The following is a 14014-nucleotide window of genomic DNA, read 5'->3' as shown; positions in this document are numbered from 1 at the left end:
CCTGTCTCACGTCATGCCGAGAGCCTCGCGGTACATCTCGAGCACCGCCTCCTCCTCGGCGATGTCGTCGGGCTCGCGTCGGCGAAGCGCGATGACCTTGCGCATGACCTTGGTGTCGTAGCCGCGCCCCTTGGCCTCGGCCATGACCTCCTTGACCTGTTCGGCGATATCCTTCTTTTCCTGCTCCAGCCGCTCGACCCGCTCGATGAACTGCCGGAGCTCGTCGGCGGTGACGCGATAGGTGTCGGCGGGCCCGCTGTTCTCCGCATCCGCGCGTTGGGGTTCGGCCATGCTCTGCTCCTCTTGCCCGTATCGAGCGCCTTCGGTAGCGCCGGGCGGGACGCGATGCAACGCGGGAGGATGCGCGGATGACGGCAATGATCTGGATCGGCGCGGCGCTGACGCTGGCGGGGCTGGGCGGGCTCGTCTGGTGCATCCTCGTCGCGCTCCGCGCCCGCCGCGAAGGGCTCGAGGGTCCGGCGATGGAGGCGCGGCTCCGGCGGCTGGTCGCGCTCAATCTCGGGGCGCTCGCGGTGTCCGCGATCGGGCTGATGCTGGTGGTGACGGGCGTCATCCTCGGCTGAACGTGCCGACGGAGACAGCGACGCCATGTTCCGCGCTGCCCGGTCGTCCCGGCGGCAAGCGGAGGCGCGCGGCGATGACCGGCCACGAGGAAGACGGCAAGGCGAAGCGGGCGTGGGGCAACGGCTCCGCGACCGGCTCCGAGGTCGAGAAGGCCTGAGTCGGGGGTCGGCTGGTCAGGCGTTCCGCCCCGGCGCGGTCGGCCGTCTTTCTCCGCCGCGCGGCAGGTCGCGCAGAAGGATCGCGACCATGAACGCGACCGGGATCAGCAGTTCGAGCCATTCCTCCAGTGTCCCCGCGATCCGGTTCACGTCGCCCGGCACGGCGATCCCCCAGGGTGCGAGCTTTCGTGCCAGCCCGTCGATGAGCTTGCTGAACCCGGCAAGCACGAACCCGGTCGCGAAGGCCAGCGCCCAGGGCACGCCGCGTTTGAGCGCGGCGACAAGAGCAGGCCACCGGCCGCGCATCAGCGCGATCAGCGTGATCGCCAGCGCGGCCCAGACGAGGAGGGCCACGGCCTTCTCCCAGACCGGCGTGTCGTAGAACAGGATCTTGGTGCTCAGGATGCCTTCGCTGGTGAACCGCTTGTCGGCGTCGAACTCGCGCGCCGCCATGAACAGAAGCGTCGCCGGGACTGGCCAGAACGGCCTCGCGCTTTTCAGAAGATAGAGGACGATGGCCGCTAGGTAACCCAGCATCGAGAGCGCTTCGACGCTGCCGCCCTCGCGCGTCAGCGTTTCGCCCCCGGACAAGGTCGCGAGGTCGCCGCCAATAGCGGCCGCGGCGACGGCGGAGCAGGTGACGACACAGAGCGCGGCCTCGGTCGCGGCGGACATGCGCCGGTGGATCATGGTGAAGACGGCCTTCCGGACGGAGCTGAGGGCGGACCGGAGGCCGCGCGTGGAACGCGCGGTCCCGGTTTCTGCGAGGGGGCCCTATTCCAGAGATCGCCGCGACGCGTCAACCCGATGGGCCGCCACGATGCGGTCCGGAGCCGACACGGACGACGCGCCCCCGAACCGCGATCCGCCTAGCCGTAATCGTCCACTGGCATGCCCGCCAGCGCGGTGACGTTCAACAGGCCCCGCGTGGTGACGGAAGGCGTCACGATATGGGCCTTGTTGCCCATCCCCATCAAGAGCGGCCCGACCTCCAGACCGTTGGCCCGAGCCTTCAGGATGTTGCGCGTGGCCCCCGCCGCGTCGGTGGACGCGAAGACGAGAACGTTGGCCGGCCCGTCCATCCGGCCGTTCGGCAGGAACCGCGCGCGCAGCTCGGCATCGAGTGCCACGTCCGCGTTCATCTCGCCCTCGTACTGGAAGTCGAGGCGCATCGCGTCGAGACGCGCCAGCGCCGCCCGCATCGTCCGGCCGCTCTCGGTGTCGAGGTTGCCGAACTGCGAGGCCGAGCAGAGCGCTACGCGCGGCTCGATCCCGAAGCGGCGGACATGGCGGGCGCAGGCCACGACGGTCTCGGCCACCTGCTCGGGGGTGGGGCGGGCATGCACATGCGTGTCGGCGATGTAGAGCGGCCCGTCCTCCAGGATCATCAGCGACATCGCGCCCACGGGGTGCAGGCCGCCCTGCCCCAGCACCTCCGTCACGTAGCGCAGGTGCCACAGGAACTGCCCGAACGTGCCGCAGATCAGGCTGTCGGCCTCGCCGCGCGCGACCATGACCGCGCCGATGGCGGTGGTGTTGGTGCGCATGATCGCCCGCGCGATGTCGGGCGCGACCCCGCGCCGGGCCATCAGCGCGTGGTAGGTCTCCCAGTAGTCGCGGTAGCGCCGGTCGCTCTCGGGGTTGACGATCTCGAGGCTGGTCTCCGGGTCGAGGGAAAGGCCCGCGCGCGCGATGCGGGTGGCGATGACCTCCGGACGCCCGATCAGGATCGGGATGTCCGTCATCTCCTCGGTCATGGCCTGCGCGGTGCGGAGCACGCGCTCGTCCTCGCCCTCGGCGAAGACGATACGGCGTTGCGCCTTGCCGGCCGCGGCGAAGACCGGGCGCATGATCATCGCGGACTTGAAGACCGAGGCGTCCAGATTGGCCTTGTAGGCCGCCAGATCCTCGATCGGCCGACGGGCCACGCCGGATTCCATCGCGGCCCCGGCGACGGAGGCGGCGACCACGCCCATCAGACGCGGATCGAAGGGCTTGGGGATCAGGTATTCGGTGCCGAAGGTGAGCTGCTCGCCCTGATAGGCGGCGGCGGCCTCCGCGGAGGTCGTGGCGCGGGCGAGCGCGGCGATCCCCTCGACGCAGCCGACCTTCATCGCCTCGTTGATCTCCGTCGCCGCCACGTCGAGCGCGCCGCGGAAGATGAAGGGGAAGCACAGGACGTTGTTGACCTGGTTCGGGTAGTCGCTCCGCCCCGTCGCGATCAGCGCGTCGGGCGCGGCGGCCTTGGCGACGTCGTAGGCGATCTCCGGGTTCGGGTTGGCCAGCGCGAAGATGATCGGGCGCGGCGCCATCTTCGACACCATCTCCGCCGTCAGCACGTTCGGCCCGGACAGCCCGAGGAACAGGTCCGCCCCTTCGATCACGTCGCCGAGCCCGCGCAACGGGCCGGGCTGCGCGAAGGCGGCCTTCTGGGACGTCATGTCCGTCTCCCGCCCCTCGTGGACGAGGCCGTGCAAGTCGAGCAGATACACGTTCTCCCGGCGCACGCCGAGCGTCAGGAGCATGTTGAGGCAGGCGATCCCCGCCGCCCCGCCCCCGGTGGAGACGACCTTGATGTCCTCCCACCGGCGCTCGGTCAGGCGCAGCGCGTTCAGCGCGGCGGCACCCACCACGATGGCGGTGCCGTGCTGGTCGTCGTGGAAGACGGGAATGTTCATCCGCTCGCGGCAGAGCTTTTCGACCACGAAGCAGTCGGGGGCCTTGATATCCTCGAGGTTGATCGCGCCGAAGGTCGGCTCGAGCGCGCAGACGATGTCGGCCAGACGCTCCGGGTCCGTCTCCTTCAGTTCGATGTCGAAGCAGTCGATCCCGGCGAACTTCTTGAAGAGCACGGCCTTGCCCTCCATCACCGGCTTGGAGGCGAGCGCGCCGATATCGCCGAGGCCCAGCACCGCGGTGCCGTTGGTGACGACGGCCACGAGGTTGCCGCGCGCGGTGTAATCGGCGGCGCGGTCCGGATCCGCCTGGATCGCCGTGCAGGCTTCGGCCACGCCGGGCGAATAGGCGCGCGACAGGTCGCGGCCGTTGGCCAGCGGCTTGGTCGCGCGAATCTCGAGCTTTCCGGGCTTCGGGAACTGGTGATAGTCGAGCGCGGCCTTCCGCTGCGCCGCGTGGTGTTCGTCGCTGTCGCGTTCGCTCATTCGGTCCCCCTCCCCTTCACAGGCTTTACGCCTGCGTAGCACCGAAGCCGAGAACGCGGCCAGAGAGGAATGCGGCCGCCCGGCCCGCGGCTCGCCGGTCGGGACTGGCGCACGCCGCGCCCCGCATGCCAGAGGAACGCGCATGTCGCTCTGGGTCGCCGCCACGCTCCTCGCCGCGTCCGTCCAGGCGCTGCGCTTTCTTCTGCAGAAGCGGCTCTCGGTCGGGGGCCTGTCGCCAGCCGCCGCGACCTTCGCGCGCTTCGTCTACGCACCGGGGGCCATCGCGCTCGGCCTCCTCGTCTGGGTCGTGGCGCGAGGCGGCGCGTTGCCCGGCATCGCACCGGGCTTCTGGCCCTATGCCGTGACGGGCGGGATCGCGCAGATCCTCGCCACGATCTGCGTGGTGGCTCTGTTCGCGCGGCGCAATTTCGCGGTCGGGATCGCCTTCTCCAAGGTCACGGTGCTGATGACGGCGGCGACGGGTTTCCTGGTGCTGGGCGAGACGGTGACGCTCGCGGATCTCGCGGCGATGTCGGTCGGTCTCGTGGGCGTCCTGGTCCTTTCCGTGCCGGCGGACGGGGGCTGGCAGGTCTTCAACCGCGCCTCCGCCCTGGGCCTCGCCTCCGGCGCGTTCTTCTCGGTCTCGGCGGTGGGCTACCGGGGCGCCTCGCTCCTCGTGGACGCGGAGGCCGCGATCCTGCGGGCGGCGGTGACGCTCTGCCTCGTGACGCTGGTGCAGACGATCCTGCTCGGCCTGTGGCTCCTTTGGCGGGACCGGGGGGGCCTCGTCGCGGTGTTCCGGCGCTGGCGGGCGACCGCGCTCGTGGGCGCGACGTCGATGCTCGGCTCGCTGGGCTGGTTCACCGCCTACACGCTTCAGAACGCGGCCTATGTGAACGCCGTCGGGCAGGTGGAGCTGATCCTGTCGCTCGCGATCTCCTGGCTGGTGCTGGGCGAGCGCTTCTCGCGGCGGGAGCTTCTGGCCATCGTCCTCGTCAGCCTCAGCGTGGTCGCGCTTGTCCTGCTCCGGGCCTGAGCCTGCGGAAGAGCGACGTTTCGCCGGAATTGTCGAAGAACGGCACGCCCTGCGGCACGGCGCCGGCGGCGATGGCCGCGACCTCGGCCAGCACGACTTCGGTGATGAAGGGGATGTCGAGCGCGCGGGCCGCCGCGAGCGGCACCCAATGGAGGTGCGCGAGCTCGTCCTCGGCCCGCGAATGATCGTCGGGATCGGTCGCGAGCGCATCCGCGTCGACAAGAAAGAACCGCGCGTCGAAGCGGCGCGGCCGCCCCGGCGGCGTGACGGCGCGGAACACGAAGCGCAGCGGCGCCGCGTCGGGGGCGAGACCCGCGAAGCCGGGCCAGTCGCAGCCCGACCCGGGCCGGCCCAGCACCTGCCCCGTCTCCTCCGCAAGCTCGCGGATGGCGGCGGCGGCGAGCGCTTCGGGCGGCGTTTCCGACCGGTCCAGAAGCGCGGCGCAGGTCGGCCCGGCAGGCGGTCGCGCGAAGACGGTCGCCGCATCGCCCGGGTCCACCGCGCCGCCGGGAAAGACGTATTTCGACGGCATGAACGCCGCCCCGGCCCCGCGCCGCCCCATCAGAACGGCCGGCCCCGCCGCCCCGCGCCGCAGCAGCACGACGCTCGCCGCGTCGCGGATCGGTGCGCTCACGACAGGTCGCTCGGCGGGTCGCCGTGGCCGAAGCCGTGCATCCGCGCGGCCCATTGCACGCCGACGATCACGCCCTTCAACCGCGGCAGGAACCAGAGCGACAGGACGACGGAGGCGCCCATGAAGATCGCCATGAAGCTGTAGGGGTCGGGTTCGAAGGCGACGAAATACCACAGCATCCCCGGCCCGACGATATGCCCCACGATCAGGAGTGTCAGGTAGGGCGGCCCGTCATCGGCCCGATGATGATGCAGGGATTCGCCGCAATGGGGGCATTCGTCGCGCACCTTCAGGTAGCCGGTGAATATCCCGCCCTCGCCGCAATTCGGGCAGCGTCGCCGCCATCCGCGCCAGACGGCCTGCGACATGGGGCGATCCGCGTCCTGCGGGTTCGTGTGGGCCTCGGTCATCGCGATCCTCCAATATCCCGTAGCTAGGACATGCATGCATCGCGGAAAAGGCGTCTGGCCGGGTGCGGTCGCATGTTCGCATCTTTTCGGCGATCTGCGCGATGGAACGCCGGGCGACAGGCCCCGCTCGACGAGGCGGGGCGAAGCGTCAGACGTCGCGCCCTTCGCGCTCGCGGGCCTGATCGCCGCGGAACGGCGCAGCGCGGGGCGCGGCCCTGGCCTAGCTGCGCGAACGGCAGCGGCAGGTTGTGGTCCTTCGCGATGCCGAAGACCCATTCGACCCCGGACATCGCGGCGACGCTGGGTGCGAGCGGTCGGGAGCCTGTCCCCACGCGGCGAGCGGAAAATGGCTGGTGTCGTCGGAACACGCGAGCACGATCTCGACGAGCTCCTTCGGGCGGCCTGCGGCGACACGGCGCCGGCTCCCGAAACCTTGCGCGCGCATCGTCGCGGCGCCCGGCCATGCGGCCGTTCCACCGAAAATCTTGTTCTTTCGCAGGAGACTCGGCGGGCGGATCGCCGCGTCGGGCTCGTTCCTCGACGAGTTCCGCTTCGGCGCGGTACGGACCACGCTCATCTTCGACGTGCTGCCGCGGCGCTGCGCTCGGAGCCCTTCGATCGGGCCGCATTCGAGTCGTCGATGACGGTGCAGCGGCGCTCGCGAGAATCGGGATCAAGATCCCCCGAAATCGTCGTGAACCGGCCGACGCCAGCGGCGACCCGCGGCTCAGGCGCCGGAGGCGATCCGCACCCGGTTGCGCCCGGCGCCCTTGGCCGAATAGAGCGCCTTGTCCGCCGTCTCCATCGCGCGGCTGGCCGCGTCGTCGCGATCCTCCAGCAGCGCCACGCCGATCGAGAGCGTCACTTGCAGGACCTGTCCGCCGGGGACGTCGATGCGCAGCTCCTCGACGGCGTTGCGCAGGCGTTCCGCGACGAAGCGCATCTGGTTGATGTCGGTGTCGGGCAGGATGGCAAGAAACTCCTCGCCGCCGATCCGGGCCACGAGGTCCTCGTGACGCAGACTGTTGTCGAGGGTCTGGGCCACCTTGGCCAGCACGACGTCGCCCGCCGGGTGCCCATAGGTGTCGTTCACCTGCTTGAAGTGGTCGATGTCCATCAGCACGACGCCGGCGCGGATGCCCTGTGCCCGGCAGCGCGCGGCCACCCGGTTCAGGTGCGACAGGCCGTAGCGACGGTTGTGCAGGCCCGTCAGCGGATCGATCACCGCGAGCTTCAGACCCGTGTCGAGCGTGTCGCGCATCTTGTCGGCCCGCTTCTTGCGGGCGAGCTGGGTGCGGATGCGCATCGCAATCTCGTCCACCGGGAACGGATGGTAGCCCACATCGGCCGCGCCCAGGTCGAGCGCCGTCGCCGCGCGCTCGCTGTCACCCGGCGGCAAGAGGATGATGAACGCCGCGTGACGGGTAGCCGCGCGGGAGCGCAACTCCGACATCAGGCGCAGCCCGTCGTTGCGGCCGCCCAGATCGGCATCGATCAGGAACAGGTCCGGCGCCGTCTCCGACGTCATCGCCAGCGCGGCGTCGCGAGCGACGATTCGCACGGTCTCGCGGAAAAGCGGGCGCAAACGGTCGCGCTGCACCGGCAGCCATGTCGATTCGGGCCCGCCGACGATGGCGATCCGCCCGTCGGTCAGGCCCCCCCCGACACCCCCCACGGAAGGCGCGGACTGGAACGCCGCCTGGCCGCCGGCTTCCGCGAAGCCCATCGCCACGGGCGTGGACATCTCCAGAAGCGCGCTGCTGCGGGCCTCGAACTCGCGCTCCTCCTCGCGGGCGCGTAGCAGCGACCGGACCCGGGCCAGCAACGCCACTTCGTCCACCGGCTTCGAAAGGAAGTCGTCCGCCCCCGCCGACAACCCCTCCATCCGGGCCTGCATATCCTCCGAAGCGGTCACGAGGATCACGGGGATCGTCGCGGTCGCGGGATTCGCCCGCAGCCTGCGACAGGTCTCGGCGCCGTTCATCTGGGGCATCATCATGTCCATGATAACGATGTCGATGCCGCCGGCTTCCGCGATCGCGAGCGCCTCGGCACCGCTCGACGCGGGCACGACCTCGTAGCGCGCCGCGGAAAGCTTCACCTTCATAACGATGCGGTTCGTTGCGACGTCGTCGACGATGAGGATGCGACCCGACATTCCGTTACCTGCGGCTTATTGTTTTGTTCACCGAATTAATCGGTCATGAAGGTTAACAATTGGTTTCGAGAGGATTGGGGGACGTGCCGATGCAGCGGGATCATGCCGACGTCATCGCCCTAGACGCGTTGGGCTGGATGGCCGAGGCCGAGCTTCTGGACCAGTTCCAGTCGACGACCGGCGCCGACCGCGACGCGATCGTCGCGGGGGCCCGCGATCCGGCCTTTCTCGGCGCCGTGCTCGACTTCGTCATGCTGGACGACGATTGGGTCACCGGTTTCTGCCGCGCGCGCGGGTACAGCACCGACACCTTCGCGGCCGCCCGGGCGGCGCTGCCGGGCGGTGACCTGCCGCATTGGACCTGACGACCGACCTGATTCGCAGGGCGGCAACGCGGGCGACCGGCCTAGTCGAACCACCAGACGTCGGGTTGGAAGTCGATCCAGTCGCCGTAGATCGGCAGGTTGTCGGCCGGATATTTCAGATCGGCATCGTGCGCGATCCAGCTGACGGGATTGTACCAGGTCGGCACGACGTAGCGCCCCGCGGTCAAGACCCGGTCGAGCGCGCGGACGGCGGCGATGTAATCCTCCTGCGTCTCGGAGGTGAGCATGGCGTCGATCATCGCGACAATGGCCGGATCGTCGGCCCCCATCAGGTTGCGCGACCCCGGCCGGTCCACGCCGTTCGGCCCCCAATAGGCGAGCTGCTCGTTGCCGGGGCTGAGCGACAGGCCCCAGGAATACCATACCATGTCGAAGTCGTAGGCGTTCGTGCGTTCGGTGAACTGCGCGCTGTCGACGGAGACGGCATGGGCGTCGATGCCCAGGCGTTTCAACGACTGGAGATAGATGTCGACGATCGTCCGCACCTCGGATGAGCCGTTAGGGACGAGGATGCCGACGGAAAGCGGGCCGTCCGGGCCTGTCATCACGCCGGCCTCGACCTCGTAGCCGGCGTCCTCCAGAAGACGCATCGCGCTGCGCAGACCGCGACGGTCGGAGGCCTGCCCCTCCGTTCGCGGCAGCGCGTAACCCTCGATCGTGCCGGGCAGGAGATCCGGCGCCATCGGCTCGAGCAGTTCGGCCACGCGTCCTCCCGCCGGTCCCGGCTCCATGCCGAGGGGCGAGTTCGAGAAGTAGGATGTGATCCGGGGTTGTGCGCCATCGTTGATGACGGCGTTGACGTATTCGAAATTGAAGGCCTGAATCATCGCCTCGCGCACGCGCCAGTCGTCGAAGGGCGCGCGGCGGGTGTTCATCACGAGCCCGGTCATCCCGCTGGGCCGCTCGTGCGGGATTTCCGACAGGACGACCTCGCCGGACTGCACTGCCGGAAAATCATAGTTCCGCGCCCAGGCGGAGGCGTTCGTCTCCCGCATGGACGAGAGTTCGCCGGCCTTGAACGCCTCGAAATGCGCGGTGGCGTCGCCGAAGAACTCCATCCGGATCGTGTCGACGTTGTGCATGCCTTGCCGGAACGGCAGATCGGCGCCCCAGTAGTCGGGGTCGCGTTCGAGTTCGACGAAGCGGCCGGCATCCACGTCGGAGATAACATAGGGGGCCGAAGTGACGGGAACGTTGTCGAGACCGGAACGGAAGAAGGACCGCTCGTCCCCGGCATAGGGCGCGGATTTCATGATGGGGCGCATGCCGAGCGTCATCAGCAGCTCACGATCCGGTTCGGGGATAGCGAAGCGGATGCCGCGCTCGCCCACCTTCTCCACGGAGGAGACCTTGGCAAAGGCCGTCCGGTAGCGACCGTTCGCCCCCTCCTGCCCCAGAACGTTCCAGGACCAGATCACGTCGTCGACGGTGACGGGGGATCCGTCCGAGAACCGCGCGTCAGGATTCAGCGTGAAGGTGATCTCGGTATTGGCGTCGTTCACCTTCACCGAATCCGCAAGGAGCGTGTAGAGCGTGAACGGTTCGTCGTAGGAGCGGCCGAGCAGTGTCTCGTAGGCGAGGAAGCGTAGCTGCCAGGGAACGTTACCCTGCTGGATGTGCGGATTGAGGCTGTCGAAGCTGCCGACCTGTCCGTCCGTGAAGGTTCCGCCTTTCGGCGCATCGGGGTTTACGTAAGGCAGGTGTTCGTAATCCGGCGGCAGCGCGGGCGCCCCGTAAAGGGCGACCCCGTGGCTGTCGGCCCCTGCCCGGACGGCGAATCCCCCTAGGATCAAAGCGATGGCGAGTGAACGAATCGGATGGGCGATTCGCGCGAAACGATCGAGGTGCATTGTTCTGCCCCTTCTAACAGCCTGTACAATTTGAACTTTATCAGAGGTATTTGTTCGCCGGGATCGAAAGATTTCCTTGGACTCTGTTACGTTAACGTCTATATACGAATTACTGCTCGATAGGTTTCTTGCCTGTATGAAACCTGCCTCAATGACTGAACGCCGGCCTCGTGCCGGCGTTTTTTTTTGGCATTGTGGTACAGGTCTTGCCCGGCAGCTGCCGGGTCCCGCGCCTTGGTCGGACCTTGCGCCCTTCCTCTAGTCGAGTTCCCGGCCGCGTCCATCCGCCTTCGCGCGATCTCGGCGAAAGCCCGCCGCCAGGACCGCGTTCCACCACGGCATGCTTGAAATCGGGGAAATATCGTAGGGCGTGCGGAGGCCAACCGGATCCGCACCGATCGGGGCGGGCACGCGAGCTGTTCGTTTCGCCCCCGGCTTGCCGACCGACGACCGCCGGGCCTTGTCGCGTTCCCACCGACCGGTTGCCCTGAAGAACCCTCCTCTTTCCTTTGCACCTGCGGCATCTATGCTCCGCAGCGATAGAGAATGATCGAAGAAGGGGTCAGATATGTCGCTCGAGGGCAAGACGGCCATCGTGACGGGATCGAATTCGGGAATCGGGCTGGGCGTCGCCCAAAGCTTCGCGGCCGCCGGGCTCGACGTCGTGCTGAACTCCTACACCGACACCGACGAAGACCATGCCCTTGCCGCCGACATGGCCAAGGCGCACGGCGTCAACGTCCGCTACATCCAGGCCGACCTGTCGGACGGCGACGCGGCACGGTCGCTCGTGGAGCGGGCCGGGGCCTGCGACGTGCTTGTCAACAATGCGGGCATCCAGCACGTCGCGCCGATCCAGGATTTCCCGGCCGCGAAATGGGACGCGATCATCGCGATCAACCTGTCCTCCGCCTTCCACACGACGGCCGCGGCCCTGCCGATGATGCGCGAGGCCGGCTGGGGCCGGGTCATCAACATCGCCTCCGCCCACGGGCTGACGGCCTCGCCCTACAAGTCGGCCTATGTCGCGGCGAAGCACGGGATCGTCGGCATGACCAAGGTCGTGGCGCTGGAAACGGCGGAGGAGCCGATCACCGCCAACGCGATCTGCCCCGGATACGTCATGACCCCGCTGGTGGAGGGGCAGATCCCCGACACCATGAAGGAATACGGCATGGATCGGGAAACAGCGATCCGTGACGTCCTTCTCGCCCGGCAGCCCTCCAAGGAATTCGCCACGGTGGAACAGCTCGGCGGAACGGCGCTGTTCCTCTGCTCGGACGCGGCGGCGCAGATCACCGGCACAACGATCAGCGTCGATGGCGGATGGACCGCGTTGTGACCGAGGACATGTTCACCGGCGAGGAGGACGGCGGCGCCCTGCCCGACCGTCTCGAGCTTGCCGACAAGTTCCTCGACGGCTCCACCTTCACCCGTGTCAGCCTCAAGGATGCGATCCTGGCCGACAGTCAGCTGCAGGCTGCGCGGGTGGACGACGTGAACGCGGAAGGCATCGCCTTCGAGAACGTCAACCTTTGTCGCGCGCGGTTCCACGACGTGAACCTCGCGGGCGCGACGATCGACGCGGCGAACCTGACGGGGGTCGTCATCACGAATGCCGAGATCGAGGGCATGACGATCGACGGCATCGCCGTGTCCGACCTTCTGGCCCGCTGGCGGGACGGATGACGCCGAAGCGGATCAACCTCGCGCTGCAGGGCGGCGGGGCGCATGGCGCGTTCACATGGGGCGTGCTGGACCGGTTGCTCGCGGACGAGCGCATCGAGATCGCGGGCATCTCCGGCACCTCCGCCGGGGCGCTGAACGGCGCGGCGGTGAAAGCCGGCCTCGCGCGTGGCAGCCGCAACCTCGCCCGCGAATGGCTGGAGGCGATCTGGACCGGCGTCGGCGCGCTCACCGACGAGGTCTGGGGCCCCTGGTTCGAGGCCTTCTCCCCGATGGCGGTCAGCTACGGCACCGAGATGTCGCCGGGCTACCAGTTCGTCGACGCGATCAGCCGGGCCGTCAGTCCCTACATGACGAACAGCATGAGCCAGGACGCGCTGCGGCGAATCCTGTCGGGACTCGACTTCGACGCCGTCTGCGCGGCATCCGGTCCGGAGTTCCACATCTGTGCGACGAACGTGCGGACTGGCAAGATCCGCCTCTTCACGCGGGACGCGATCACGGTGGAGGCCATCCTCGCCTCCACCTGCCTGCCGACGCTGTTCCCGGCGGTCGAGATCGACGGGGAGGCCTATTGGGACGGCGGCTATACCGGCAACCCGGCGCTGTTTCCGCTCTTCGACGGGTCGCTGCCGCGCGACATCCTGATCGTGAACATCAATCCGCTGGAGCGGCCCGAGCTGCCGGTAACGGCGCGCGATATCCAGAACCGGATCAACGAGATCAGCTTCAACACCTCGTTGCTGCGCGAGTTGCGGGCGGTCGAGTTCGTGCAACGTCTCGTCCATTCCGGCAAGATACCCGAAGGCTCCATGAAGGACGTGATCGTCCACATGATCGCCGACGATCCCCTGATGCGGCAGCTTTCGGTCGCGACCAAGGTCGTGCCGAACCCGGTCGTCATCCACCAGCTCCGCAAAGCCGGCGCGGGAGCCGCCGAAGCGTTTCTGGACCGGGATTTCGACGCGATCGGCGTGCGTTCCACCGTCGACCTCCGCGAGATGTACGCCTGAACCGGGTCGCCGCGCAGGAACCCCCATCCGCGGCACGCGTTCTGCCGACACGCAACCACAGGAGGACCGCATGAGCCGCCAGGATTTCGAACAGGACTGGGTGCCGTTCCGCGATGCGCTGATGAGCCGTTGGCCGCAACTGAGTGATTCCGACCTCGAGGACGCCGATGGTTCCACCGCCGAGCTCGCGAAGCTGATCGCGGCGCACGAGGGGACCTCGCCCGGCGAAGCGCAGCAGGCGCTTCATGAGTTCCTCGGCGGGCCGATGCCGGCGGATGCCTATGCCGACCCGACCCATGACGATGCCGCGGTCCGCGAAAGCGACGGCTACATTCCCGAGGGCGAGGACGCGCTCGCCGACGATGGCCGATTCGGAGACGACGACCGGGAGGCCAACCCGATGGGACGCGACCGATGAGGGGCGTGATCGCGCTGCTCTGCGCGCTGACCGCGGCCGGTCCGGTCTGGGCGCAGCGGCTGGGCCTGAGCGGGGACTTCGATCCGCGATATGCGTGGTACGACGGCCCGACGACGACCCGAGCAGGCGATGCGCGCATGCGAATCGTCTTCGCCGGCCGCGAGGGAGAGGCCGCGCTGACGCCGAACCAGTACTGGCACTACGAACAGGTCTACCGACGCCACCTCGCGCGCTTCGCCTTCGCGATGCCCGTGGAGCAGGCAGAGCCACGCGCCCGCCACGCGGCCTTCCGCGACGTCGTTCTCCGCTATCCCGACATGGTGGTCACGGGCTTCGACCTGGAGCCCATCGACGGCGGCCGGATCGCCCCGTCGTTCTGATATCGCCGGTCGTGCGGAACCCGCCGGCGCCCGGCAACTGTACTTAGCCAGGTGTCTGCTGGGTGTAGTCTGTTCCTGCTGCGAGCATGGCGTTGAGGGTGCAGAGCAGCTTTCTGGCGGTTGCGACGAGTGCGGCTTT

The 14014-nt window shown here is 68.5% G+C and carries 15 protein-coding genes; 8 read left to right on the top strand and 7 right to left on the bottom strand.

Going from position 1 to position 14014, the window contains the following annotated elements; genetic code table 11:
* Window positions 1-6: 6 nt before the first annotated feature.
* Window positions 7-291: a DUF2312 domain-containing protein gene (locus tag Q1B08_RS14005; RefSeq protein ID WP_299820013.1), complete on the bottom strand. Its 285-nt coding sequence runs from the start codon at window positions 289-291 to the stop codon at window positions 7-9.
* Window positions 292-368: 77 nt separating this feature from the next.
* Here Q1B08_RS14005 and Q1B08_RS14000 point away from each other — a divergent pair, with 77 nt between their 5' ends.
* Window positions 369-584 (top strand): hypothetical protein, encoded by a 216-nt coding sequence (locus Q1B08_RS14000; RefSeq protein ID WP_299820010.1) that lies wholly within the window; start codon window positions 369-371, stop codon window positions 582-584.
* A 174-nt stretch (window positions 585-758) separates the two neighbouring features.
* Here Q1B08_RS14000 and Q1B08_RS13995 read toward each other — a convergent pair whose 3' ends face one another.
* Together Q1B08_RS13995 and Q1B08_RS13990 are read right to left on the bottom strand one after the other, a co-directional pair.
* On the bottom strand, window positions 759-1433 hold the full coding sequence (locus Q1B08_RS13995; protein WP_299820007.1) for a hypothetical protein: 675 nt from the start codon (window positions 1431-1433) through the stop codon (window positions 759-761).
* A gap of 179 nt (window positions 1434-1612) precedes the next feature.
* Window positions 1613-3904 carry an NADP-dependent malic enzyme gene (locus Q1B08_RS13990; protein ID WP_299820004.1) on the bottom strand — a complete coding sequence of 764 codons (2292 nt, stop codon included), beginning with the start codon at window positions 3902-3904 and terminating at the stop codon, window positions 1613-1615.
* A 142-nt stretch (window positions 3905-4046) separates the two neighbouring features.
* On the opposite strand from Q1B08_RS13990, the gene Q1B08_RS13985 reads away from it, so the two are divergent.
* The gene (locus Q1B08_RS13985) at window positions 4047-4940 is read left to right on the top strand and encodes a DMT family transporter (RefSeq protein WP_299820001.1); all 894 of its coding nucleotides are present in this window, start codon (window positions 4047-4049) and stop codon (window positions 4938-4940) included.
* Here Q1B08_RS13985 and Q1B08_RS13980 read toward each other — a convergent pair.
* The 3 genes from Q1B08_RS13980 to Q1B08_RS13970 form a co-directional block, all read right to left on the bottom strand.
* Window positions 4906-5574: an NUDIX hydrolase gene (locus Q1B08_RS13980; RefSeq protein ID WP_299819998.1), complete on the bottom strand. Its 669-nt coding sequence runs from the start codon at window positions 5572-5574 to the stop codon at window positions 4906-4908. The genes Q1B08_RS13985 and Q1B08_RS13980 overlap by 35 nt on opposite strands.
* Window positions 5571-5984, bottom strand: a complete 414-nt coding sequence (locus Q1B08_RS13975) for a DUF983 domain-containing protein (protein ID WP_299819995.1) — start codon at window positions 5982-5984, stop codon at window positions 5571-5573. Before Q1B08_RS13975 ends, Q1B08_RS13980 begins: the two co-directional genes overlap by 4 nt.
* A gap of 727 nt (window positions 5985-6711) precedes the next feature.
* Complete coding sequence (locus Q1B08_RS13970) at window positions 6712-8142, bottom strand: diguanylate cyclase (RefSeq protein WP_299819992.1); 1431 nt, start codon at window positions 8140-8142, stop codon at window positions 6712-6714.
* An 89-nt stretch (window positions 8143-8231) separates the two neighbouring features.
* Between Q1B08_RS13970 and Q1B08_RS13965 the strand changes: the two genes are divergently transcribed.
* Window positions 8232-8507, top strand: a complete 276-nt coding sequence (locus tag Q1B08_RS13965) for a DUF3572 domain-containing protein (RefSeq protein ID WP_299819989.1) — start codon at window positions 8232-8234, stop codon at window positions 8505-8507.
* 41 nt (window positions 8508-8548) lie between these two features.
* Here Q1B08_RS13965 and Q1B08_RS13960 read toward each other — a convergent pair whose 3' ends face one another.
* Window positions 8549-10378 carry an extracellular solute-binding protein gene (locus Q1B08_RS13960; protein ID WP_299819986.1) on the bottom strand — a complete coding sequence of 610 codons (1830 nt, stop codon included), beginning with the start codon at window positions 10376-10378 and terminating at the stop codon, window positions 8549-8551.
* A 568-nt stretch (window positions 10379-10946) separates the two neighbouring features.
* On the opposite strand from Q1B08_RS13960, the gene Q1B08_RS13955 reads away from it, so the two are divergent.
* The 5 genes from Q1B08_RS13955 to Q1B08_RS13935 all read left to right on the top strand — a co-directional run bounded on the left by Q1B08_RS13955 (window position 10947) and on the right by Q1B08_RS13935 (window position 13875).
* Window positions 10947-11720: a 3-hydroxybutyrate dehydrogenase gene (locus Q1B08_RS13955; protein ID WP_299819982.1), complete on the top strand. Its 774-nt coding sequence runs from the start codon at window positions 10947-10949 to the stop codon at window positions 11718-11720.
* Window positions 11717-12067 (top strand): pentapeptide repeat-containing protein, encoded by a 351-nt coding sequence (locus tag Q1B08_RS13950; RefSeq protein WP_299819979.1) that lies wholly within the window; start codon window positions 11717-11719, stop codon window positions 12065-12067. The genes Q1B08_RS13955 and Q1B08_RS13950 overlap by 4 nt, the downstream gene beginning before the upstream one ends.
* The gene (locus tag Q1B08_RS13945) at window positions 12064-13077 is read left to right on the top strand and encodes a patatin-like phospholipase family protein (RefSeq protein WP_299819976.1); all 1014 of its coding nucleotides are present in this window, start codon (window positions 12064-12066) and stop codon (window positions 13075-13077) included. The genes Q1B08_RS13950 and Q1B08_RS13945 overlap by 4 nt, the downstream gene beginning before the upstream one ends.
* 70 nt (window positions 13078-13147) lie before the next feature.
* Window positions 13148-13495, top strand: a complete 348-nt coding sequence (locus Q1B08_RS13940; RefSeq protein WP_299819973.1) for a hypothetical protein — start codon at window positions 13148-13150, stop codon at window positions 13493-13495.
* Window positions 13492-13875: a hypothetical protein gene (locus Q1B08_RS13935; protein ID WP_299819970.1), complete on the top strand. Its 384-nt coding sequence runs from the start codon at window positions 13492-13494 to the stop codon at window positions 13873-13875. The genes Q1B08_RS13940 and Q1B08_RS13935 overlap by 4 nt, the downstream gene beginning before the upstream one ends.
* Window positions 13876-14014: the final 139 nt, after the last annotated feature.

Origin of the sequence: uncultured Jannaschia sp., assembly GCF_947494025.1 — a bacterium.
Lineage (GTDB): Bacteria > Pseudomonadota > Alphaproteobacteria > Rhodobacterales > Rhodobacteraceae > Jannaschia.
The sequence above is the reverse complement of the archived record's forward strand: the minus strand, read 5'-3'. Positions and strand labels throughout refer to the sequence as shown.